Origin of the sequence: Actinoallomurus sp. NPDC050550, from assembly GCF_040655075.1 — a bacterium.
GTDB lineage: Bacteria > Actinomycetota > Actinomycetes > Streptosporangiales > Streptosporangiaceae > Actinoallomurus.
The window spans coordinates 381864-404022 of the sequence record NZ_JBFAJC010000002.1 but is presented as its reverse complement, the minus strand read 5'-3'; the positions used below and the strand labels follow the sequence as shown (position 1 = coordinate 404022).

Annotated in this window: 21 protein-coding genes and 1 tRNA gene; 7 read left to right on the top strand and 15 right to left on the bottom strand. The window is 68.9% G+C overall.

The genetic code is table 11. The annotated features are described in order from the left end of the window. Positions 1–9: 9 nt before the first annotated feature. From rpsA to polA, 3 genes are all read right to left on the bottom strand, one after another. Positions 10–1473 (bottom strand): 30S ribosomal protein S1, encoded by a 1464-nt coding sequence (gene rpsA, locus AB0I04_RS04190; RefSeq protein WP_360878649.1) that lies wholly within the window; start codon positions 1471–1473, stop codon positions 10–12. A 207-nt stretch (positions 1474–1680) separates the two neighbouring features. Continuing rightward, positions 1681–2811: a polysaccharide deacetylase family protein gene (locus tag AB0I04_RS04185; RefSeq protein WP_360878646.1), complete on the bottom strand. Its 1131-nt coding sequence runs from the start codon at positions 2809–2811 to the stop codon at positions 1681–1683. A 228-nt stretch (positions 2812–3039) separates the two neighbouring features. Further along, a complete protein-coding gene (gene polA, locus AB0I04_RS04180) occupies positions 3040–5733 on the bottom strand; it encodes a DNA polymerase I (protein WP_360878643.1) in 2694 nt (897 codons plus the stop codon). Between the two features lie 125 nt (positions 5734–5858). Between polA and AB0I04_RS04175 the strand changes: the two genes are divergently transcribed. Continuing rightward, positions 5859–6206 carry a hotdog fold thioesterase gene (locus AB0I04_RS04175; RefSeq protein ID WP_360878830.1) on the top strand — a complete coding sequence of 116 codons (348 nt, stop codon included), beginning with the start codon at positions 5859–5861 and terminating at the stop codon, positions 6204–6206. Between the two features lie 257 nt (positions 6207–6463). After that, on the top strand, positions 6464–7042 hold the full coding sequence (locus AB0I04_RS04170; RefSeq protein ID WP_360878640.1) for a DUF4352 domain-containing protein: 579 nt from the start codon (positions 6464–6466) through the stop codon (positions 7040–7042). Between the two features lie 54 nt (positions 7043–7096). On the opposite strand, the gene AB0I04_RS04165 is transcribed toward AB0I04_RS04170, so the two are convergent. The 6 genes from AB0I04_RS04165 to AB0I04_RS04140 all read right to left on the bottom strand — a co-directional run bounded on the left by AB0I04_RS04165 (position 7097) and on the right by AB0I04_RS04140 (position 12918). Then, the gene (locus tag AB0I04_RS04165; RefSeq protein ID WP_360878637.1) at positions 7097–7828 is read right to left on the bottom strand and encodes an ABC transporter ATP-binding protein; all 732 of its coding nucleotides are present in this window, start codon (positions 7826–7828) and stop codon (positions 7097–7099) included. Continuing rightward, entirely contained in the window at positions 7818–8630 is an 813-nt protein-coding gene (locus AB0I04_RS04160; protein ID WP_360878634.1) for an ABC transporter ATP-binding protein, read from the bottom strand. Before AB0I04_RS04160 ends, AB0I04_RS04165 begins: the two co-directional genes overlap by 11 nt. Then, complete coding sequence (locus AB0I04_RS04155) at positions 8627–9814, bottom strand: branched-chain amino acid ABC transporter permease (protein ID WP_360878631.1); 1188 nt, start codon at positions 9812–9814, stop codon at positions 8627–8629. The genes AB0I04_RS04160 and AB0I04_RS04155 overlap by 4 nt, the downstream gene beginning before the upstream one ends. Beyond that, positions 9811–10776 carry a branched-chain amino acid ABC transporter permease gene (locus tag AB0I04_RS04150; RefSeq protein ID WP_360878628.1) on the bottom strand — a complete coding sequence of 322 codons (966 nt, stop codon included), beginning with the start codon at positions 10774–10776 and terminating at the stop codon, positions 9811–9813. Before AB0I04_RS04150 ends, AB0I04_RS04155 begins: the two co-directional genes overlap by 4 nt. An 85-nt stretch (positions 10777–10861) precedes the next feature. Further along, positions 10862–12001: a branched-chain amino acid ABC transporter substrate-binding protein gene (locus tag AB0I04_RS04145; protein WP_360878625.1), complete on the bottom strand. Its 1140-nt coding sequence runs from the start codon at positions 11999–12001 to the stop codon at positions 10862–10864. Between the two features lie 299 nt (positions 12002–12300). Continuing rightward, entirely contained in the window at positions 12301–12918 is a 618-nt protein-coding gene (locus tag AB0I04_RS04140; RefSeq protein ID WP_360878622.1) for a response regulator, read from the bottom strand. 94 nt (positions 12919–13012) lie between these two features. Here AB0I04_RS04140 and AB0I04_RS04135 point away from each other — a divergent pair. Together AB0I04_RS04135 and AB0I04_RS04130 are read left to right on the top strand one after the other, a co-directional pair. Further along, positions 13013–13086, top strand: a tRNA-Leu gene (locus AB0I04_RS04135). 195 nt (positions 13087–13281) lie between these two features. After that, complete coding sequence (locus tag AB0I04_RS04130) at positions 13282–13926, top strand: transcriptional regulator (protein WP_360878619.1); 645 nt, start codon at positions 13282–13284, stop codon at positions 13924–13926. Here AB0I04_RS04130 and AB0I04_RS04125 read toward each other — a convergent pair whose 3' ends face one another. Both AB0I04_RS04125 and pyk read right to left on the bottom strand, forming a co-directional pair. Next, on the bottom strand, positions 13927–14112 hold the full coding sequence (locus tag AB0I04_RS04125; RefSeq protein ID WP_360878616.1) for a hypothetical protein: 186 nt from the start codon (positions 14110–14112) through the stop codon (positions 13927–13929). Positions 14113–14251: 139 nt separating this feature from the next. After that, positions 14252–15688, bottom strand: a complete 1437-nt coding sequence (gene pyk / locus AB0I04_RS04120) for a pyruvate kinase (RefSeq protein ID WP_360878613.1) — start codon at positions 15686–15688, stop codon at positions 14252–14254. A 122-nt stretch (positions 15689–15810) separates the two neighbouring features. Here pyk and AB0I04_RS04115 point away from each other — a divergent pair, with 122 nt between their 5' ends. The 3 genes from AB0I04_RS04115 (at position 15811) to AB0I04_RS04105 (ending at position 18951) form a co-directional block, all read left to right on the top strand. Next, entirely contained in the window at positions 15811–16011 is a 201-nt protein-coding gene (locus AB0I04_RS04115) for a hypothetical protein (protein WP_360878610.1), read from the top strand. A 367-nt stretch (positions 16012–16378) separates the two neighbouring features. Next, positions 16379–17809 carry an alkaline phosphatase family protein gene (locus AB0I04_RS04110; protein ID WP_360878607.1) on the top strand — a complete coding sequence of 477 codons (1431 nt, stop codon included), beginning with the start codon at positions 16379–16381 and terminating at the stop codon, positions 17807–17809. Positions 17810–17835: 26 nt separating this feature from the next. Beyond that, positions 17836–18951: a YncE family protein gene (locus AB0I04_RS04105; protein ID WP_360878603.1), complete on the top strand. Its 1116-nt coding sequence runs from the start codon at positions 17836–17838 to the stop codon at positions 18949–18951. Positions 18952–19068: 117 nt separating this feature from the next. Here the strand turns inward: AB0I04_RS04105 and AB0I04_RS04100 are convergent, their stop codons facing one another. The 4 genes from AB0I04_RS04100 to AB0I04_RS04085 form a co-directional block, all read right to left on the bottom strand. After that, positions 19069–19644: a YceI family protein gene (locus AB0I04_RS04100; protein ID WP_360878600.1), complete on the bottom strand. Its 576-nt coding sequence runs from the start codon at positions 19642–19644 to the stop codon at positions 19069–19071. Between the two features lie 153 nt (positions 19645–19797). After that, the gene (locus tag AB0I04_RS04095) at positions 19798–20253 is read right to left on the bottom strand and encodes a VOC family protein (RefSeq protein ID WP_360878597.1); all 456 of its coding nucleotides are present in this window, start codon (positions 20251–20253) and stop codon (positions 19798–19800) included. Positions 20254–20327: 74 nt separating this feature from the next. Beyond that, positions 20328–20807 (bottom strand): helix-turn-helix transcriptional regulator, encoded by a 480-nt coding sequence (locus AB0I04_RS04090; protein WP_360878594.1) that lies wholly within the window; start codon positions 20805–20807, stop codon positions 20328–20330. 122 nt (positions 20808–20929) lie between these two features. Then, positions 20930–22120, bottom strand: a complete 1191-nt coding sequence (locus tag AB0I04_RS04085; RefSeq protein WP_360878591.1) for a sigma factor — start codon at positions 22118–22120, stop codon at positions 20930–20932. Positions 22121–22159: the final 39 nt, after the last annotated feature.

Sequence of the window (22159 nt, the reverse complement as noted above, 5' to 3'; positions counted from 1 at the left end):
ATTGTCGTCTTACTCCTGGCCGCCGGACAGCTTCTCGCGGAGCGCCGCGAGCGCCTCGTCGGAAGCGAGGGCACCGCCGGTCTCACCGCCCTGAGGCTGCTCGGTGTTGTACGACTGCGGGCCGGCCGCCTCGGCCTCGGCCCGGCGGGCCTCCTCGACCTGCTTCTTGTGGGCGTCGAAGCGGGTGCGGGCCTCGGCGTACTGCCGCTCCCAGGTCTCCCGCTGCTCGTCGAAGCCCTCGAGCCAGTCGCCGGTCTCCGAGTCGAAGCCCTCGGGGTACTTGTAGTTCCCCTGCTCGTCGTACTCGGCGGGCATGCCGTAGAGCGTCGGGTCGAACTCCTCGTCGGTGAACGTCCCGCCGGTCTCGTTGGCCTGCTTCAGCGAGAGGCTGATGCGGCGCCGGTCGAGGTCGATGTCGATGATCTTGACGAAGATCTCGTCGCCGACCTGGACGACCTGCTCGGGGATCTCCACGTGGCGCTCGGCCAGCTCGGAGATGTGCACCAGGCCCTCGATGCCCTCCTCGACCCGCACGAACGCGCCGAACGGCACCAGCTTGGTGACCCGGCCCGGAACGACCTGGCCGATCTGGTGGGTGCGGGCGAACTGCTGCCAGGGGTCCTCCTGCGTCGCCTTGAGCGACAGCGAGACCCGCTCGCGCTCCATGTCGACGTCGAGGACCTCGACCGTGACCTCCTGGCCGACCTCGACGACCTCGGAGGGGTGGTCGATGTGCTTCCAGGACAGCTCGGAGACGTGCACCAGACCGTCCACGCCGCCGAGGTCGACGAACGCACCGAAGTTGACGATGCTGGACACGACGCCCTTGCGGACCTGGCCCTTCTGGAGGGTGTTGAGGAAGGTCTGGCGGACCTCGCTCTGGGTCTGCTCGAGCCAGGCACGGCGGGAAAGGACCACGTTGTTGCGGTTCTTGTCCAGCTCTATGATCTTGGCTTCGAGCTCCCGGCCGACGTACGGCTGGAGGTCGCGAACCCGGCGCATCTCCACCAGCGACGCGGGAAGGAAGCCGCGCAGGCCGATGTCGAGGATGAGGCCGCCCTTGACGACCTCGATGACGGTACCGGTGACGATGCCGTCCTCGTCCTTGATCTTCTCGATCGTGCCCCAGGCGCGCTCGTACTGGGCGCGCTTCTTGGACAGGATCAGACGACCTTCCTTGTCCTCCTTCTGGAGAACAAGGGCCTCGACGTGGTCTCCGACCTTGACGACCTCGTTCGGGTCGACATCGTGCTTGATCGAGAGCTCACGCGAGGGGATGACGCCCTCGGTCTTGTAGCCGATGTCGAGCAAGACCTCGTCTCGATCGACCTTGACGACAGTGCCCTCGACAATGTCGCCGTCGTTGAAGTACTTGATGGTCTCGTCGATCGCCGCGAGGAAGGCTTCCTCGGACCCGATGTCGTTGACCGCTACCTGCGGGGTACTCGAGGTGGCCTCGGTGCTGCTCGTCATGTGTGGGATGGCTCCGGGTACGGACATGCGTAGTTGCCTGTGCTGCGCGGAGGGCCAGTTATCCGTCCCTGCCGATGAACCGGCGGCGTGGCCATACCGATGTCGACGTGACCGAGCGCGAGCCTGCTCTGTCCGAGGCGCGCGCAGGCCCACAGCGCAGCGATCAGAATATGGGACCGTAGCCGGTGCGGTCAATCTCACGGATGCTCAGTAGGGGCACGCGCGGTCGCCAACTCCCTTGGCAAGATAGATCATCTTAGCCTGCGGGAAGGCCACCGTGGCTGGATCCCCGTCGGATGTGTAGCGCTTGTCCGGATTGCGGGCCAGCCAGTCGAGCCAGGCGATCGAGCAGAACTGCCGACAGTCGTCTTCCCTTATCCGGCCGTCATCGCGGATCCGCGGGATCTGCCGAGGATCATAGTCCTTCGTGAAGGGCGAGTCGGCCGGACGCCACCCGGCGAGGAACATTCCTCCGAAGTTCCACCGGGCTCCGCCCGCCTCACCGTGCTCGGCCCACGCCAGCCGCGCCGGCGCCCCGAAGGGGAAGGCGAACGTCACCGCGGGGACACCCGTCGCGTCCGTGATCATCTTCTGGTCGGTGCCGATCTCCTTGGCCACCGCGCCGTGGCTCATCCCGGTCATGTCCAGGTGGTGGGTGGTGTGGTTGGCGACCTCGTACCCGCGCTGGACCAGCCAGTGCATCGCGCCCGCCGCCCGGTCCCCCAGCGCGAACGGATCGGCGTTGACGAAGAAGGTCGCGACCGGGCGGAACCCCGGATGCTCCCGGGCCACCCGCTCGATCACCCCGACCGCGGTGTCCGGCGCCGGATTCCCGGCCGCGTCGAACGCCACGTGGGTCGGCGAGCCGTCGTCGAAGGTCAGCACGACCGGATGCCGGCCCGCCGGGACGTTCATCCGGCCCGTGGCGAACTCCGCCGCCGTCACCGGCACGTAGCCCTCCTGCGCCAGCCGGGTGAACTCCGCGTACAGCTGCGCGGGCGTACGGTCCAGCGACACCAGTGGCTTGGCCAGCACCCGGTGGATCATCAGGATCGGGACCTGGCCGAGTTCGTTGGCGGCGACGGCGCGTGCCGCCGCGGCTGCCTTCGCGTGATCGAACGCCGGACGCGGCGGCGCGGCGGCCGGGCCCGGCGGCGCCACCGCCCGGCGGCCCCGGCCGGTGCCGTGCGCCGACGCCGCCGTGGCGGCCGCCTCGGCGCCGACGCGGCGCGCGTTCGCCTTGGGTGTACCGCCGCCATGACCTGACGACGGCAGCAGCAGGCCGACGGCCACGGCGGCGACGATCAGGAAGGCGGCGAGTCGGTGAAGGTGCGGCACGGGTCCCCCCACGAGTTCGGGCCCACGACGATCTGTGAGACCGTGCGCACCGTTACTTCCCGCTCACCGGATCTTGCAACCGCCCCCGGGGGACCCACCCGAACTCCGTACGGACAACGGGCGCCGGGCTCCGCGACGGACACCGATCCGCCGCGCAGCGGCCCGGAGCCACGGTCGCCGTCCACACCGGACGGCCCACGCCGTGCACGGCGCTCGGACCGGCCTGAGCTAGTGGCCGGCGTCCTGCCAGGTGCGGCCGGTGCCCATGGAGACCTCGAGGGGCACGCGCAGGTCGTATGCCGCGCCCATCTGGTCGCGTACGAGAGCCCGCAGCGCGTCCAGCTCGCCGGGCGCCACCTCGAAGATCAGCTCGTCGTGGACCTGCAGCAGCATCCGCGACCGCAGCTCGGCCGCGCGCATCGCCCGGTCGACGCCCAGCATCGCGACCTTGATGATGTCGGCCGCCGACCCCTGGATCGGCGCGTTCAGCGCCATCCGCTCGGCCATCTCCCGCCGCTGCCGGTTGTCCGACGTCAGGTCCGGCAGGTAGCGCCGCCGCCCCATGATCGTCTCGGTGTAGCCGTCGTGCCGGGCCTTCACCACGATGTCCCGCAGGTAGTCGCGGACCCCGCCGAACTGCTCGAAGTACTCCGCCATGAGCGCCCGCGCCTCGTCGGGCGTGATCCGAAGCTGCTGCGACAGGCCGAACGCCGACAGGCCGTACGCCAGGCCGTAGTTCATCGCCTTGATCCGCGACCGCAGCTCGCCGTCGATCTGCTCGGGCGGCAGTCCGAACACCCGCGACGCCGTGATCGTGTGGAAGTCCGCGCCGGACCCGAACGCGTCGATCAGCGCGACGTCCTCCGACAGGTGTGCCATGATCCGCAGCTCGATCTGGCTGTAGTCGGCGGTGAGCAGGCAGTCGTAGCCCTCCCCCACCATGAACCCCTCGCGGATCTGCCGGCCCTCGGCCGTGCGGATCGGGATGTTCTGCAGGTTGGGGTCGGCCGAGGACAGCCGCCCGGTGGCCGCGACCATCTGCCCGAACGTCGTGTGGATGCGCCCGTCCTCATCGGCCATCGGGATCAGCGAGTCGACCATGCTCTTGAGCTTGGCCACCTCACGATGCCGCAGCAGGTGCTCCAGCACCGGGTGGGCGGTCTGGGCGAACAGGCTCGTCAGCGCGTCGGAGTCGGTGGTGTAGCCGGTCTTGGTGCGGCGCGTCTTCGGCAGCTCCAACTCGTCGAACAGCACCTGCTGGATCTGCTTGGGCGACCCGAGGTTGAACTCATGCCCGATCGCCTCCCAGGCGGCCTCCTCCATCGCCTTGACCTCGGCGCCGAACGTCGCCGACAGCTTGGCCAGGTAGTCGATGTCCAGGGCCACACCGACGCGCTCCAGGCCCGCCAGGACGTCCACGAGGGGCAGCTCCACCTCCTGCAGCAGCCGGGTCGCACCCCGCCGCTCCAGGTCCGCGTCGAGCGCCTCGGCGAGGTCGACGACCGCCCGCGCCCGCACGACCAGGTCGAAGGCGGCCTCCTGCTCGCCGGAGCCGTCGATGGTCAGCTGACCGCCGTCGTCGGCCTCCTTGCGCAGCTCCCGGTGGAGGTAGCGCAGGACCAGATCACCCAGGTCGAAGGAACGCTGGCCGGGCAGCGCGAGGTAGGCGGCCAGGGCCGTGTCACTGGTCACGCCGTCGAGCCGCATCCCGCGCGCGGCGAACGCCAGCATCGGGCCCTTGGCGTCGTGAACGGCCTTCGGCCGCTTCGGGTCGGCCAGCCACGCGGCGAGCGCCCGCTCGTCGTCCTCCGGCAGCTCCACCGGGTCGATGAAGGCGCCCGTGCCGGCCTGGGTGGCCAGCGCGATGCCGGTGATGTCACCGGTGCCCCGACCCCACGTGCCGGTGACCGCGATCCCGACCCGGCCCTCCCCGCCGGTGTGCTCCTCCAGCCACGCGGCGACCTCGCCCGGCCCCGGCCGGGCCATTTCGACCTCGAAGCCCTCCTCTGCCTCCGGCTCGACCGCCGACAGCGTGGCGTACAGCCGCTCCCGCAGCACCCGGAACTGCAGAGTGTCGAACAGGGTGTGGATCTCGTCGCGGTCCCACTGCCCGATCACCAGCTCCGTCGGCGCCGCGTCGAGGGTCACGTCGCAGACCAGCTTGTTGACCTGGTAGTTGCGCATGACATCGCCGAGGTGCTCGCGCAGGCTCGCCCCGGCCTTGCCGGTGATCTCCTCGACGTGCTCAATGACGCCGTCGAGCCCGTCGTACTTGATGATCCACTTCGCGGCGGTCTTCGGGCCCACGCCGGGCACGCCCGGCAGGTTGTCGCTGGTCTCCCCCACCAGGGCGGTCAGCATCCGGTGCCGCTCCGGCGGCACGCCGTACTTCTCCTCGACCGCCTCGGGCGTCATCCGGGCCAGGTCGGACACGCCCTTGCGCGGGTACAGCACCGTGCAGCGCGGGCCGACGAGCTGGAAGGCGTCACGGTCGCCGGAGACGATCGACACCTCCATGCCCTGCTCGACGGCCTGCGTGGCGAGCGTGGCGATCAGGTCGTCGGCCTCGTAGCCCGCGACGGACAGCCGCGGGATGCGCAGCGCGTCGAGCACCTCGAAGATCAGGCTGATCTGGCTGCGGAAGTCGTCCGGCGTCTCCCGCCGATTCGCCTTGTACTCGACGTAGGTCTCGTGCCGGAACGTCGGCTCGGACCGGTCGAAGCACACCCCGACATGCGTGGGCGCCTCGTCGCGCAGCACATTGATCAACATCGACGTGAAGCCGTACACCGCGTTGGTCGGCTGCCCCGTCGTGGTCGAGAAGTTCTCGATGGGCAGCGCGAAGAACGCCCGGTAGGCCAGAGAATGCCCGTCCAGGAGCAGCAGGCGCGCGTTTTCAGAGGTCGCTTCCGTCGTCACCACGCCAGCAGCCTAGTCTTCCGCTACGACAGTTCCACGCACGTGATGGAGGTTTCATGAGCAGCGCCGACGGCGGCCCCGTGAACGATCTCGGCGGCATCGACCCGCGCGGGGACCTCGCCACGGCGATGGGCGTCGAGCTCCTCGAGGCGAGCCCCGAGCGCGTCGTGGCCCGCATGCCCGTCAAGGGCAACACCCAGCCGTACGGCGTCCTGCACGGCGGCGCCTCCTGCGTGCTGGCCGAGTCCACCGGCTCCGTCGGCGCGGCCCTGCACGCCGGACCCGACCGCATCGCCCTCGGCATCGAGATCAACGCGACCCATCACCGCGCCGCCACCAGCGGACACGTCACCGCGGTCGCCACCCGCCTGCACGGCGGACGCACGCTGGCCAGCTACGAGATCGTCATCACCGACGAGCAAGACCGCCGCGTCTGCACCGCCAGACTCACCTGCGCCATCCGCGACCGCGAATAGATTTCTCACATCTTTTGCACCAGTCACTCCAGTCTCGCTACCGTTGGAGGGCAAGAGCCCGGAGCGCTGAGTAGAAAACGTACGACCCGATACCCCCCCCGTGCAGGGCCGGGGAAGGCCTGCACAGGCCGCCGGGCCGTACGGCACCAAAGGCGCTCCGGGCTCATCGTCGTTCCCGGTCTCGATTCGGCCACAGGCGTTCTACGCGTCGGCCACAAGGTCTTTCGCACGGCCGCCGCCGCCTCTACCGTCGCGCTGTGCGCCCATTCGCGATCACACCCCGCGGGCTGGGGGGTGTGCTGACGCTCCTCACCGGGCTGGCCCTGGCCACCGCGGGCTGCGGCCACCCCGACCGCGACTACCACATCCCGCCGCAGCCGCTTCCCGAGCACGAGACGGCGCTGAGCGGCAAGACCGCCACCATCGGCGAGGTCACCTACACCGCGATCGGACTCCGCGCCAAGATCCCGGAGGTCATCGGCTCACACGCCAGCTGGATCCCCCACGGCCAGTTCGTCCGCGTCCGCCTCCTCATGGTCAACCACGGCCGCGAACGCCACGACTTCAACCCCGGCCGCCAGCTCCTCATCACCGCCGACGGCGCCACCCACGCCCCCAGCATCGACGCCATGCAGATCTCCCGCGCGCCCGCCGGCGTGCAGTCCATCGCCTCCCAGGAGCTGCGCGCCTTCGACCTGTGGTTCGACGTGCCCGCCAGCGCCCGCGTCAAGGCCCTGCGCGTCTTCGGCGACCCCTCCTCGTCCCGGCTCGCCGACCAGCTCAAGGGCGCCGCCGTCGCCGGCGCCAAGAACCCCGTCGACATCCCCCTGACGTGAGCAGGGGTGGCGGCCCGCAGCGCGAGCCACCACCCCCAGCGTCCTACCGCCTGCTCAGTCGTTCGGACCGGCAGCCGCCTCCGCGCCACCGCCCAGGTACGCCGCACGCACCTGCGGGTCGTCCAGCAGCTCGCTCGCCTCCGCGGACTTGACCACCCTGCCGGTCTCCAGGACGTACGCGCGGTGCGCGACCTGCAGCGCCTGCTGGGCGTTCTGCTCCACCAGCAGCACCGTCGTGCCCCGCCGGTTGATCTCCGTGATGATCTCGAAGATCTGCTGGATCAACTTCGGCGCCAGCCCCATCGACGGCTCGTCCAGCAGCAGCACCCTCGGCTTGGTCATCAGCGCCCGGCCGATCGCCAGCATCTGCTGCTCACCGCCGGACATCGTGCCGCCCGCCTGGTTCTTACGCTCGGCGAGCCGCGGGAACAGGTCGTAGACCTCCTGGAGGTCCTTCTCCACCTCGTCCTTGCGCGCGAACGCGCCCATGTAGAGGTTCTCGACGACCGTCATGCCGGGGAAGATGCCACGGCCCTCGGGCGACTGCCCGATGCCCATCAGCACCCGCTTGTGCCCCGGCACCTTGCTGATGTCCTTGCCGTCGAACAGGATCTTGCCGCGCGTCAGCGGACGCAGCCCCGAGATCGTCTTCAGCGTCGTCGTCTTGCCGGCGCCGTTCGCGCCGATCAGCGTGACGACCTCGCCCTCGTCGACCTCCACGGACACGCCCTTGAGCGCCGCGATCTTGCCGTAGTAAACGTGGATGTCCTTGATCTCAAGAAGCATCGGCGGGGACCCCCAGATACGCCTCGATGACCCGCTGGTTGTTCTGGATCTCGGCCGGCAGACCCTCAGCGATCTTCTGACCGAAGTCCAGCACGGCGATCCGGTCGCTGATGCCCATGATCAGGCTCATGTCGTGCTCGATCAGCAGCACCGTGCGCCCGGTGTCCCGGATCTTGCGGATCAGCCCCTGCAGCTGCTCCTTCTCCGTCGGGTTCATCCCGGCGGCCGGCTCGTCCAGCAGCAGCAGCTTCGGGTCCGTCGCCAGCGCACGCGCGATCTCCAGCCGCCGCTGATCGCCGTACGGAAGGTTCTTCGCCGTCTCCTCCATCCGCTGGGCGATCCCGACGAACTCCATCAGCTCACGGGCCTTCTCCCGGCCATCGCGCTCCTCACGGCGATGCCACGGCAGACCCAGCGCCGCCGAGGCGATCCCGGCGCGGTGATGCGCGTCCGCGCCCACCATGACGTTCTCCAGCGCCGACATGTTGTGGAACAGCCGGACGTTCTGGAACGTACGCGCCACACCGCGCTTCGTGACCTGATACCGCTTCTTGCCGTCGATCCGGTCACCACCGAAGACCACCTGGCCCTCGGTCGGCCGATACACCCCGGTGACGACGTTGAACACCGTCGTCTTGCCGGCGCCGTTCGGGCCGATCAGCGCGAAGATCTCACCCTCGTTGATCGTCAGGTTGAGATCGTTGATCGCGACGACGCCGCCGAAGCGCATCGTGATGCCGCGAAGATCCAGCACCGGCGTACCGGCCCTCTGCTCCGCCGGCACGGCTGCCGTCTCGCTCATTCGGCCCCCTCACCCGCTCCGACGGTCACCGGACCGCCGACCTCGGCACCCATGCTGCCCATGCCGCCCTCACCCTCGGCGAGCTCCGCCTTACGGCGCCTCGACGGCCACAGACCCTCCGGCCGGAAGACCATCAGGAGGACCAGCACCGCACCGAACACCAGCACGCGGTACTCCTGCAGGCCACGGATCCGCTCCGGGATCCACGCCACCAGGAACGCGCCCAGCATGACGCCGGGCAGGTTGCCCGAACCACCGAGCACCACCGCCGCCAGGATCGTCGCCGACAGGATGAACGGGAAGTTCGTCGGGATGATCGACACCGCCTGCGACGCGTACACCACGCCGCTCGCACCACCGATCGCCGCACCGATCGCGAACGCCGCCAGCTTGAACTTGAACGTCGGAACGCCCATCAGCTCGGCCGCGTCCTCATCCTCACGGATCGACGCCCACGCCCGGCCCACCCGGCTGTTCTCCAGCCGCTTGGCGAAGATGATCGCCAGGACGATCAGGAGCAGCATCAGGTAGTAGTACGGCTTGCCGTCCAGCGCGCCGTACTTGAACGGCTGCACCCCGCCGATCCCGATCGCGTCGAACAACCCGTTGTCCGGGATCGTCCACTCGGTCAGCGTCGGCGGATGCGGAATGCCACCGATGCCGTTCGGGCCACCGATGTAGTTCGTGTTGTTCGCCGTGATCCGGACGATCTCTCCGAACCCGAGCGTCACGATCGCCAGATAGTCACCGCGCAGCCGCAGCGTCGGAGCGCCCAGGAGGATGCCCGACAGCGCCGACAGCAGCACGCCGAGGACCAGGATCTCCCAGAAATCCAAGCCGGCCTTCGTCCCGAGCATGGCCATCGCGTAGCCGCCGATCGCGAAGAACGCGACGTAGCCCAGGTCGAGCAGGCCCGCCTGACCCACCACGACGTTCAGGCCGATCGCCAGCAGGATGTACCCACCGATCGGGAAGAACAGCAGCGTCGGCCAGTCCGTGTACGGCGACATGAAGCTGCCGATGCCGTCCGCGGGCAACACGATCGCCAACGCGATCAACAGCAGGTAGACCACCCAGCGCGCCCAGCGCGGAGCGGCCGCCCACCGATCACGGATCGAATCGAGGAAAGACGAGTACCCGTCCCGCGCACGGGCGAGCGGGTTTCGGTTGATCGAATCGTTCATGCGCGCGCCTGCTGGAGAGACTCACCGAGAATGCCGGTGGGACGGAACATGAGGACAAGCACCAGAACGCTGAATGCCACGACGTTCTGCCATTCGGAGCCGAAGACCGCGGAGCCCCACATCTCGACGACGCCGAGGACGATACCGCCGACCAGCGCACCGCGGAGATTGCCGATACCGCCCAGCACCGCGGCCGTGAACGCCTTGATGCCCAGGAGGAAGCCGACATCGAACTTCGTCTCCTCGATCCGCAGCATGTACAGCGCCGCCGCGACCCCGGCCATGGCACCGCCGAGGGCGAACGTCGCGGTCACGATGCGGTCGATGTTCACGCCCATCAGCACCGCCGTTTCCGGATCCTGCGCCGTCGCGCGGATCCCGCGGCCGAGCTTCGTCCGGTTCACGAACAGATCGAGCGCGACCATCATGAGGACCGCACCGACGATCACGATGAACCGGTCGCTGGCCACCTCGAAACTGCCGATGTGGATCACATCGCTCCGGTGCACGAAGTGCCCCTGGACCGGCAGCGCGCCCTTCTCCTTCGGCAGGTTGAACGCCTTCGGGATCACCAGCCGCGCGAACAGCTGCTGCAGGAACAGCGACGCGCCGATCGCCGAGATCAGTGCCGCGAGACGCGACGCCCCGCGCCGCCTCAACGGCCGGTACGCCACGTACTCGAGGATCACCGCGCTTCCGCCCGACGCGACACCGCCGACCACCGCGAGCGCCAGCACCAGGCCCACCAGGGCGAAGCCGCCCACATTGGCCGGCATGCCGAACGCGTGCAGAGCGCCCAGGACCGCGAACGTCCCGATCATGAAGATCTCGGAGTGCGCGAAGTTGATGAGGCGTAGAACGCCGTAGACCATCGTGTAGCCGAGCGCCACCAGCGCGTAGATCGAGCCCAGCGCCAGCCCATCAATGGTGTACGGCCAGAATTGACTGAAGAGATTGTTCAATGTCGTCGCCTTTGCCGCAGGGGCGGGAGCGCACGTGTCGCTCCCGCCCCTGCGCGTATCTCAAGGCCGCCGTCTGGCAGGCGGACTACTTGACCGTCGCGTTCTTGGCGTTGCCCAGCAGCGGCAGCTGGTCGCCCTTGACCTGGTAGACGTAGACGTCCGTCGCGGTCGGCTCACCGGTGCTGCTGAACTTGATCTCCTTCGAGACACCCGGCACGTCGATCTTCGACAGGTAGTCGTTGATCTTCTCCGGCGTCGTGTTGCCGGCCTTGACCGCCGAGATGTACGCGGTGGCCGCGTCGTAGCCCTCCGCCGAGTAGATCGCCGGGTCCGCGTTGAACTTGGCCTTGTAGTCCGTGGCGAACTTCTTGCTGGCCGCGCTCGCCGTACCACTCGGGTCGATCAGGCACGGGCAGCCGATGACCGAACCGTCGGCGTTCGTGCCGCCGGCGCCCTGCGCCAGCCCCTTGTCCAGCGAACCGTCACCGGACAGGAAGCGACCCTTCACGCCGCCCTCGCGCAGCTGCTTGATCAGCTTGCCGCCCTGGGCGTAGTAGCCGCCGAAGAAGATCGCGTCCGGGTTGAACGCCTTGACCTTGTTGACCGTCGAGGAGTAGTCCGACGCCTGGATGTCGATCGAGTCCGTGGACGTCTGCGCGCCGGCCTTCTCCACCGTGGACTTCACGGTCGCGGCGAGCGGCTTACCGTACTCGGAGGCGTCGTCGATGATGAAGACCTTCTTGGCCTTCAGCGAGTTGGCGATGAACCCGCCGATCCCCGTGCCCTGCACGTTGTCGTTGCCGATGACGCGGTGCCAGAACTTCCAGCCGTGCGTCGCCAGCGCCGCGTTGGTCGCCGAGGAGGAGATGTTCGGGACCTTGCCCTCTTCCAGCACCGGGTCGGCCTGGGCCGACTCGCCGGAGAACGTCGGGCCGATCAGACCGGCGATCTTGTCCTTGGTGATGGCCTGCTTGGCCAGCGGCACGGCCTGCTCGCCCTTGCCCTGGCTGTCGTAGGTCTTGAGGGTGATCTTGACCTTCGGGTTCGTCGCGTTGTACTGGTCGATCGCCAGCTGAGCGCCCTGCTTGGGGGGAATGACGAGACCGGAGTTCTCACCGGTCAGGTCGCCCATGAACCCGATCGTGACGCTGTCTCCACCGCCACTCTTCGATTTGCCACCACACGCGGACGCGCCGAGCGCGAGTGTCGCGCTCGCCGCCACCACGCCGACAACCGTAAAAAATCTGCTCCGCAAGGTAGCTGTCCTTCCGTCCGAATCGGCCTGGATCAGGCACGTTTACGCACCCAGGTCGTGGACTCGGCGCGGGCGGAATTGCACGTTTCCTGGGGGCTCGGTGGGTAGTACACCGACCAGCGGCCTACGAGCAGTAGTCCCCCAGCTAGGGTGTTACTGCTTCGTTACTGGTCCGTGCCCTAAAACACCAGTTTCCGTTACGGACGGCTACGCAGCGTAGCGCCCCAGTTCACCGCATTTCAGGCAGGTTACAGACGCGCGGACCCCGGCTATTCGGTCGTCCGACCCGAGTCCTCGCCCGCGCTCCCCGCCCCCGCGATGACCGCCTCCGCCACCGCCCGCATCGTCAGCCGGCGATCCATCGAGGTCTTCTGAATCCAGCGGAACGCCTCCGGCTCCGACCACCCGTGCGCGCTCTGCAGCAGACCCTTGGCCCGATCGACCAGCTTCCGGGTCTCCAGCCGGTCCTCCAGGGAGCTCACCTCGGCCTCGAGGCTCTTGATCTCCTGGAACCGGCTCACTGCCATCTCGATCGCGGGCACCAGGTCCGCCTTCGTGAACGGCTTCACGAGATAGGCCATGGCTCCGGCCTCGCGCGCCCTCTCGACCAGCTCCCGCTGGGAGAACGCGGTCAGGATGACCACCGGCGCGACCCGCCCGGCGGCGATCCGCTCCGCCGCCGAGATCCCGTCCAAGACCGGCATCTTCACGTCGAGGATCGTCAGATCCGGCACGAGCTCCATGGTCAGGCGGACGGCCGTCTCCCCGTCCCCGGCCTCACCGACGACCTCGTAGCCGTCTTCTTCCAACATCTCCTTGAGGTCGAGCCTGATCAGGGCCTCGTCCTCAGCGATCACAACTCGACGCGCGCTCTGGGTCACGCGCACGAGCGTACCCGGACCCGCTACCCTGGTACCCGACCCGGGTGGCCACAAGGGATCGCGGCCTCAAACTCGGACATATAATCGAATATCCAGAAATGCCCCGATAGCCCAATCGGCAGAGGCTGCAGATTCAAAACCTGTAAAGTGTGGGTTCGAGTCCCACTCGGGGCACTTTGCGAACCGCCGTCCGCAGCGGACGGCGGTTTTGTCGTACCGCACTGAAACACTGAGCGCATGCACAACGTCGCTACGCGTAACCGCGCCTTAGAACTCCTCACCCAAGGACTGACCGTCGCCGAGGTCAGCCGACGCACGCAGATCTCTCGGTGGGCCATCCGGGACTGGCAGTTGCGGTCCGACCAGGGGATGCCCGGCGCCCCGGCTCGTTCCTGCCCTCGCTGCGACAGTCAGCCGACGTCCCTCGCACCCGAGGACAAATACGCCTACCTTCTCGGCCTCTACCTCGGAGATGGCTGTATCAGCCCGGTCGGCGATCCCGCCAAACGCATCTGGTCTTTGCGCATCTTCTGCACCGACAAGTACCCGGGCCTGCAGACCGAGTGCGCAGATGCCATCCGCGCGATCCGCCCTGACAACAAGGTTCGCTTTCTTCCACTTGGCGGATGCACGGAGATCAACAGTCATTCGAAGCACTGGCCGTGCATGTTCCCCCAGCACGGCCCGGGCAAGAAGCACACGCGGAAGATCACGCTGGATGGCTGGCAGCAAGAACTGGTCGAACAGTACGCCAAGCCGTTCGTCCGTGGATTGATCCACTCCGACGGAAGCCGCTCGACCAACCGAGTGCGGCATGCGACCGAGACCGGCGACCGCTGGTACGAGTACCCGCGTTACTTCTTCACGAATGAATCGGCCGACATCGCCCAGCTGTTCACGGACGCCCTCGACAGGCTTGGCATCGTCTGGAAGCGCTCCAACCGCAACAACATCTCCGTCGCTCGCCGTGAGGCGGTGGCGCGGTTGGATGAGTTCGTGGGGCCGAAGTACTGATCAGCCGGCGGCGTGGCGGATGAAGAATTCCTTCTCGGCGTCCGGCGCGCTGAGGACCGAGCCGGGGACGGCCGGGTCGCGGTGCTCGGCCTTGAGGTCCTCGGGGTCGGGGCGTTTCGGGAGGTCGCTCCAGCGGGCGGAGCGCTGGGGCTGTGCGTCGTCCTGCGGTTCGCGGTCTTCGCTCATGCTCCCAGCATGCCGCGCGCCCGGGCGGGCTCAAAGCCCGGTAACGGCAGCACGCGGCCGCCGCCGAGGTCGCGGCGTCCGGTCGGTGCGGGTCATCGCTTCCCTGTGGGGGCGATGCCCGCACTCGGCCGGTCCGGTGTCAGGACGCCGGGTGGGTGGCGATGGCGTCGCCGATGCGGTGGACGCGCAGGGCGTTGGTGGAGCCGGGGGTGCCGGGGGGCGAGCCGGCGACGATGACCACGCGGTCGCCCTTCTGGAGGCGGCCGGCGTCGAGGACGGCGGCTTCGACCTGGCGGACCATATCGTCGGTGTGGAAGACCTCGGGGACGATGAAGGTCTCGACGCCCCAGACGAGGGCCAGCTGGCTGCGGGTCTCGGCGCGGGCGGTGAAGGCCAGGAGGGGGATCGGCGAGCGGTAGCGGGACAGGCGCCGCGCGGTCTCGCCGGACATGGTGAAGGCGACGAGGGCCTTGGCGCCGACGGTGGCGCCGACCTCGGCGGCGGCGCGGGCGATGGCGCCGCCGACGGTCTCGGGGACGCGGTCGAGGGAGTGGCTGGCGCGGAGGGTGTGCTCTTCGGCGGCGCAGACGATGCGGCCCATGGTCTGGACGGACTCGATGGGGTAGTCGCCGACGCTGGTCTCGCCGGAGAGCATGACGGCGTCGGCGCCTTCGAAGACGGCGTTGGCGACGTCGGAGGTCTCGGCGCGGGTGGGGCGGGGCGCGCTGATCATCGATTCGAGCATCTGGGTGGCGACGATGACCGGGCGGGCCTTCTCGCGGGTGAGCTCGATGGCGCGTTTCTGGACGATCGGGACCTGTTCGAGGGGCAGCTCGACGCCCAGGTCGCCGCGGGCGACCATGATGCCGTCGAAGGCTTCGACGATCTCTTCGAGGTGGTCGACGGCCTGCGGCTTCTCGACCTTGGCGAGGAGGGGGACGGTGCGTCCTTCCTCCTCCATGATGCGGCGAGCGGTCTCGGCGTCGGCGGGGCTGCGCACGAAGGACAGGGCGACCATGTCGACGCCGAGGCGGAGGGCGAAGCGCAGGTCGTCCTCGTCCTTCTCGGTGAGGGCGGGGACGCTGACGGCGACGCCGGGGAGGTTGAGGCCCTTGTGGTCGGAGACCATGCCGCCGACGAGGACGCGGGTGCGGACGCGGGGGCCGTCGACGGCGGTGACGTTGAGGACGACGCGGCCGTCGTCGATGAGGATGGTGTCACCGGGGGCGACGTCGCCGGGCAGTCCGCCGTAGGTGGTGGAGACCTCGCTGCGGTCGCCGGGGACGTCCTCGGTGGTGACGGTGAACTCGTCGCCGAGGGTGAGGCGGACGGGTCCGTCGGCGAATCGGCCGAGCCGGATCTTGGGGCCTTGGAGGTCGGCGAGGATGCCGACGCTGTGTCCGGTGGCGTTGGAGGCCTCCCGGAGATACCCGTAGACCTCTTCGTGCTGTTCCTGCGTGCCGTGGCTCATGTTGAGCCGGGCGACGTCGATCCCCGCCTCGACGAGGGCGTGGATGCGTTCCTTGCTGGAACAGGCGGGACCTATCGTGCTGACGATCTTTGCTCGGCGACTCACACTACAACCCTAGGTAGTTACTGGGCAGTACGCGCATTCGTGCAGGTCGGCGTTGCCCAGTGTTCACGTATTGGTCTAGACCGAAGGGGCCGACACTGGCCCCTTCCGCCATTTAGGAGGGTATGACGCGATACGCCGGACGGCAGCCGGATCGGGAAGTCGGACCGGGTCGGCTGTCCGCGAGGACGGCCGACGGGCCGTACGCCCAGCTCGTCGTACCCGTCAGGTACATCGACGTCATCCACTCCGGCGATGATCCCGTCGCCGGGATGCCGCGGGAGATGCGCGGGCCGGCCGGGCGGTCACTCGGCGCGCCGCGCTGACCGTGCCCTCGCGCCGCGCCGCCCGCACTGCGGATGTCGGTCTTCAGGCTGGGCCCTGCCCGTGATCTGGGCCGGTATGCACGCTCGGCCGCGAGGTTCCGTACAGGTCATTCGCGCAGGCGGGCCATCCGGGCGGGTGGGCTCGCGGGTACGGCGATGGTGATCCACGGCTAATCACGGATGGCCGCAATAGGTCCTTTTCTGGCCTGATACGGCCATGACTCTCGGTGTTGCTGAATGTCGCGGTTAACGTTTCCGTCGCATGATCATCGACAGCCATTAGTCCGTTCACGTTGCGCCCGGCCCCCATCTATGGGCATTTTCTATCTGTCTTTTCCTGGTCCTCGGTTCGACGGGAGCGTGTCAGATGCCCGAACTCACCCGCCGCCGCCTGTTCAGTTCGGCGGGAGCGATGGCCGCGGCGGCGTTCGCCGCGGAGTTCCTGCCGCCGAATGTGAGGCGGGCGATGGCGGAGGCGCCGTCGCCGGGAAAGGGGCGCCTCGCGGACATCAAGCACGTGGTCATCTTGATGCAGGAGAATCGCTCGTTCGACCATTATTTCGGGACGCTGCCTGGAGTGCGCGGCTTCTCGGATCCGGCGGCGATCACGCTGAGCACCGGCCGGTCGGTGTTCTACCAGCCGGATTCGCTCAACCCGGCGGGCTACCTGCTGCCGTTCCACCTAGATACGCGGAAGACGAACGCGCAGGCGATCCCGTCGACGAGTCACGCCTGGAAGGTTCAGCACCAGGCGTGGAACAACGGGAAGATGGACAGCTGGCTTCCGGCGCACCGGGCGGCCGACGGAGAGAACGGCCCGTACGTGATGGGGCATTACACCCGCGCGGACATTCCTTTCCATTTCGCCCTGGCCGAGTCGTTCACGATCTGCGACAACTATTTCTGCTCGGTGATGGGGCCGACGTGGCCGAACCGGCTGTACCTGATGAGCGGCACGGTCGACCCGGGCGGGACGCTGGGCGGTCCGGTCCTCAGCAACCGGGATCCCGCCCCATATCGATGGAAGACATATCCGGAAGCGCTCGCCGAAGCAGGCATCGAGTGGAAGGTATACCAGGAAGTCGACAATTACGGCTGCAACGTCCTCGAGTACTTTGATGCGTTTCAGAACGCCACGCCCGATTCACCGTTGTTCCGCAACGGGCTGCGCACGTACGAGGCGGGCCGGTTCGAATACGACGCGGCCCACGACCGGCTTCCCACGGTCTCGTGGATCATCCCGACGAGTTACCAGTCGGAGCATCCGGACTACACCCCGGCGGCCGGCGCCGACTACGTGGCCAGCAAGATCGACGCGATCGCGTCCAATCCGGACGTGTGGCGCAAGACACTGTTCATCCTCAACTACGACGAGAACGACGGGCTGTTCGACCACGTCCCTCCCCCGGTGCCTCTGGCGGGAACGCCGGACGAGTTCGTCCTGGGCCTGCCGATCGGGGGCGGCTTCCGCGTGCCGTGCCTCCTCGTCTCGCCCTGGACGCAGGGCGGCTGGGTGGCCCGCGAGCCGTTCGACCACACGTCGACGCTCCGCCTGCTGGAGCGCCTGACCGGGGTCCGGGTGCCGAATCTCAGCGCGTGGCGACGGCAGGTGTTTGGGGACATGACGTCCGCGCTGGGAATGGCGGCCCACGGCCGGCCGCCGCACCTCCCGGGCACGAAGAAGGATCTGGCGCAGGCGGTGGAGACGGTCGAGCGGTTGCCGGCGCCGCGGTTCCCAGGAGCCGAACAGACCCCGCCCCAGCAGGAGAAGGGTTCCCGGCCTCGGCCTCGCGGCTGAGCCGGCGGACCGGAAGGAGTTTCACCGTGCCGAAGAACATCTCACGGCGGCGTCTGCTCCTGGCGGCGGGAGGCGTCGCGGGCATCGTCGTCCTCGCCGTGCCCGCCGGCTCCGCGCTCGGGCTGACGGGGCCGGGCCCGCGGCCGGGCAACAGCGCCCCGGGCGGCGCGAAGTGGGAACCGTCGCGTGTGCAGCCGCAGGCCAGGCGTGCTACGGGCCCGTACCTCGCGTACCTGGCGCTGACCGGCGGGTACAGCGTGGCCACCGTGGACGTGGCGGCCCACCGGATCGTGGCGACCAACATCGAGACCGACGCGGCGCAGGGCGTGGCGGCGACGCCGGACGGCACGAAGCTGTACGTCGCCGACACCGGCCAGTACGACGTGCTCGTCGTCGATCCGGCCAGTGGCTCGGAGCGGTCGCTGCACGTGGGCCCGTACCCCCGGGACGTCGCGGTCTCCCCGGACGGGACGAAGGTGTACGCGACGGTCACCGGAGGTGACACCGGGAAGGGCGGCGCGGACACCGTCGCGGTGATCGACACTCGGTCCGACACCGTCGTGCGGAGCATCCGGGTCGGGACCGCTCCCCGGCAGGTGGCGTTCGCGGCGGACGGCGCGCGGGCGTACGTGACGTACGACACCGGTGTGGCGGTGCTGGACGCCCGGAACGACCGGCTGGTCCGCAGGATCCGCGACGCTGCGGGCCCGCAGGGGATCGCCGTGGATCACACGGGCCGGACGCTGTACGTCACGAATCCCCGGGCGGACACGGTGTCGGTGCTCGACGCGGCGAGCGGCCGGGAGCGCGCCCGGATCCGTGTCGGGGATGAGCCGTGGGGCGTGGAGGTGACGCCGGACGGCGCCAAGGCCTATGTGAGCCGGATGAACGCCAACGTCGTCGCGGTGGTCGACACGGCGACGCGGAAGGTGCGGCGCACGGTCGCGGTCGGGAAGCTGCCGTCCAGGGTGGCGATCACACCGGACGGCACGGAGGCGTGGGTCGGCAACGTCTTCTCCGGCAGCGTCTCGGTGATCAGCACGGCGTCGGACGCGGTGATCGCGACGATCGCGGGTGGTACGGGCACGAAGCCGCTGGACGCGGCGCCGCTCGGCATCGCCTTCGCGAAGGCCCCGGGTTGAAGGTCGGCCGCTCCCTTGGCCCGGCGTGAGCGACCGGCCGGGGAGAGCCCGGGGTCCGGCCGGCGGGCTCCGGTGGCCTCCGGAGCGGCTCGGGCCGGCCGCTTGGGGCAGGCGGGGTCAGCCGTCGGCGAGGACGGCCTGGATCTCCAGCCCGATCTCGATCTCGTCCCCGAGGACGAGGCGGTCTCCCTGCAGCGGGACGTTGAACTGGATACCGAATTCCGATCGCAGGATCCGCGTGGAGGCGGTGAACCCGGCCCGCAGGCCGCCCCAGGGATCGACGCCGGTGCCGTGGAACTCGGTGATCAGGTGGACCGGGTGGGTGACGCCCCGGATGGTCAGGTCGCCGTCGACGCCGTAGCGGGGATGGCGGGCGCGGCGGCCGGTCCTGGCCGGGGCGACCCCGTTGGCGGTGAACGTCATGACGGGGTGGTTCGCCACATCCATGATCTCGGAGGAGCGGATGTGGGCGTCGCGTTCGGCGTTGCGAGTGTCGATGGACTCGATGGCGATCTCGGCGGTCGCGGTGGAGAGGAAGGGATCGTCGGCGATCTCGATGCTCCCGCCGAACTCGGTGAAGCTTCCTCGCACCGTCGTCATGAGATGCCGGACGCTGAAGGTGATCTCCGAATGCGCCGGGTCGATGGTCCAGATCCCGGCGGTCAAACCGGGATGTACGGCCGTCTCGGTCATCTCACTCCCCCGGGCTCCGCCTTGTCGAACTACGCATGAGCGCCCAAGGTAGTCGAATGATGCACAAATCGCACATCGTGGCAGGTGAGACGGAACCGGACGGCCGAGCATGGCCGCCGTTCCCGGTGAACGGTCACGGCGGCCGTACAGTCCTCAGCCCTTGCCGACGTCTCCCCAGTCGGCGTTCTCGTCGAGCTTGTCGAACGGCTGGGTGAGGCTGTACCAGTTGCCCGAGTCGTCGCGGAAGATGGCCTCGATGCCGTACGGGCGCCGCTGCGGCTCATGGAGGAACTCGACGCCCTTCGCGGCGAGCGCCCGGTGTTCGGCCACACAGTCGTCGGTGGTGAACGCCCCGGCGCCGAGGACGCCCTTCGCGATGAGCGCCTTGAGCTGCTCGGCGGACTCCGCGTCGAGCGACGGCGGGCCGGGGATCATGAGGGTGAGGTCCAGCTCCGGCTGGTCCTTCGCCCCCACGGTGACCCAGCGCATGCCGCCCTCGCCGAGGGTCATGTCGTTGCGGAGCTCCAGGCCGAGCTTCTCGGTGAAGAACTCCTTGGCCGAGTCCTGGTCGAGGACCCAGATCGTGGCCAGCCCGAATCCGGTGATCATTGCTTCGCTCCTTCGCGTGAGGTGACGGACTCACCGTAGGGAACGGCCCTGAACTGCGAATTCTCGAATGTTGCTCAGTCGGCGCGGAAGCCGCCGGCCCACAGCAGGACGAAGCAGCCCGGGATCGGCGCGGGGGCGGACCGGCGCGCCTGCGCCCGGAACTCGCTCGGCGTCATGCCGACCTGCCGCCGGAAACGGGTGCAGAAGGTCCCGAGACTCGTGAAGCCGACGAGCATGCAGATCTCGGTGACGGTCAGGTTGGCCGAACGCAACAGGTCCTGCGCGCGCTCGATCCGGCGCCGGGTGAGGTATTGGCCCGGTGTCTCGCCGTACGCGTCCCGGAACCGCCGGACGAAGTGGTAACGGGAGTAACCGGCGTGCGCGGCCACCGCGTCGAGGTTGAGCGGCTCGGACCAGTCGCGGTCCATGAGGTCCTTCGCCAGCCGCAGCCGCCGCAGCACCGCGATATCCGCCGGCCGCGGCGTACCACCCGGTGCACGCCGTCCGTCGCTCGGCGCCTGCGGCACTTCTGCCCTGGCCGACGCGGTCCCCATGCCTCCCGATCCTGCCACAGCACACCGACGGTCGCCGGAGAGCTACCGTGACCCCCGGCTACGGACCCTCGCACCGTCGCGATGCGAGGGTCCGCCTCGAGTGCACCGCCGGACCAGGACCGTCAGCCGGTGGGGCGCTGGGGGACTCGCGTGCGCACGAACCCGGCCGGAACCACCGGTCGCAGCCGTGCGAGGTTGGTGCTGGTGGCCGGGAGGCTCTCGTAGGTGGTGATCTCGTTGAGGGGAACACGGCCGCTCTGCCGGAACTCGTAGATCGACTTCACCGGCAGGTAGGTCTTGGCGTCCACCCACAGGTGCGTGGTGCCGCGAGTCGGTAGCGACCACGTCAGCTCGATGGTCCGCCGGCCGTCCAGGACGATGCCGCGCCGGACGGTGAAGTGGCCGTCGGCGATGTCCCGGCGGATATGGTCGGGGGTCTCCTGTTCCCCGGCGATGCCGATGGTCGTCGTCTCGTGGGACCAGGTCCGGGTGGTGTACTCGACCTGCAGGACGTCCACTCTCACCTGTGCCGATCCTCCTGAGGGTGGCATCGTGTACGTCATGGAACTGTCCTGCTTCGGCGCGCCGGCGGCGTCGAGGTCCAGGAATCGGGTGCGCCGCTGCTGTCCTGGATCGGCCGTGGCGGGATAGGTCCAGGTCTCCGCGACGGACTTTTCCGTGGTCGTGGTCAGACGCGTGTGCATGATCGTTCCGCTGTTGCCGTCGAACGCCGCGAGGATCGCGCCGCGCAGTGTCGAGGGCGAGGGAGGGGATCCGTCGGTGGCCGGCGTCCGGTGTGCGTCGGTCATGGTGATTCCCACCGCCGCGGTCACCGCCGCCGCCACGCCGAGCGGCACTCCGATCGTCCATCGACGCGGGCGCCGGCGGCGGGCGCCCGCGGTCCGCGCGCCGACGATGCGGGTCAGCAGTGCCTGTGCCGCGGGCGACATGGCCGTGTGCTCGGCTGTCTCCGGGCGGGCCGTACGGAGCGCGATCGCGTCCGGGTGAAGCACGCCCGGGTCGCCGTTGCCCGCCTCCGGCCGCTGCGCGAGGGACGACCGGAACCGGGCGAGGATCGCCGCTCGGCGGCTCTCACGGCGGCGCTGGTTCCGCATGAGGTTGCGGGCGACCGCGTAGAGCCAGGGCAGCGGGTCGTCGAGGGGAACCTCGTCGATCCGGCGCCAGGCGATCTCGAGCGTGCCGGCGACGAGGTCGTCCCCGTCGGGTCCGCTCAGCCCCCGGTTGGCGGCATAGCGATGCAGCGCCGGGTAGGCGCTGTCGAAGAGCGCGCGAAAGCGCGATTCGTCATCCACGCACTCTTCCTGTCGCGTCGGTGCCCTGCGTTGCATGGC

Coding starts and splice junctions, on each gene's coding strand:
- AB0I04_RS04130 (WP_360878619.1), top strand. CDS start 13,282: ATGCCCGGCGCCCCGGCTCGTTCCTGCCCTCGCTGCGACAGTCAGCCG.
- AB0I04_RS04175 (WP_360878830.1), top strand. CDS start 5,859: ATGGGCGTCGAGCTCCTCGAGGCGAGCCCCGAGCGCGTCGTGGCCCGC.
- AB0I04_RS04165 (WP_360878637.1), bottom strand. CDS start 7,828: ATGCTTCTTGAGATCAAGGACATCCACGTTTACTACGGCAAGATCGCG.
- AB0I04_RS04100 (WP_360878600.1), bottom strand. CDS start 19,644: ATGACCGAGACGGCCGTACATCCCGGTTTGACCGCCGGGATCTGGACC.
- AB0I04_RS04125 (WP_360878616.1), bottom strand. CDS start 14,112: ATGAGCGAAGACCGCGAACCGCAGGACGACGCACAGCCCCAGCGCTCC.
- AB0I04_RS04155 (WP_360878631.1), bottom strand. CDS start 9,814: ATGAACGATTCGATCAACCGAAACCCGCTCGCCCGTGCGCGGGACGGG.
- AB0I04_RS04090 (WP_360878594.1), bottom strand. CDS start 20,807: ATGGGGACCGCGTCGGCCAGGGCAGAAGTGCCGCAGGCGCCGAGCGAC.
- AB0I04_RS04160 (WP_360878634.1), bottom strand. CDS start 8,630: ATGAGCGAGACGGCAGCCGTGCCGGCGGAGCAGAGGGCCGGTACGCCG.
- AB0I04_RS04110 (WP_360878607.1), top strand. CDS start 16,379: ATGCCCGAACTCACCCGCCGCCGCCTGTTCAGTTCGGCGGGAGCGATG.
- rpsA (WP_360878649.1), bottom strand. CDS start 1,473: ATGACGAGCAGCACCGAGGCCACCTCGAGTACCCCGCAGGTAGCGGTC.
- AB0I04_RS04095 (WP_360878597.1), bottom strand. CDS start 20,253: ATGATCACCGGATTCGGGCTGGCCACGATCTGGGTCCTCGACCAGGAC.
- AB0I04_RS04115 (WP_360878610.1), top strand. CDS start 15,811: ATGACGCGATACGCCGGACGGCAGCCGGATCGGGAAGTCGGACCGGGT.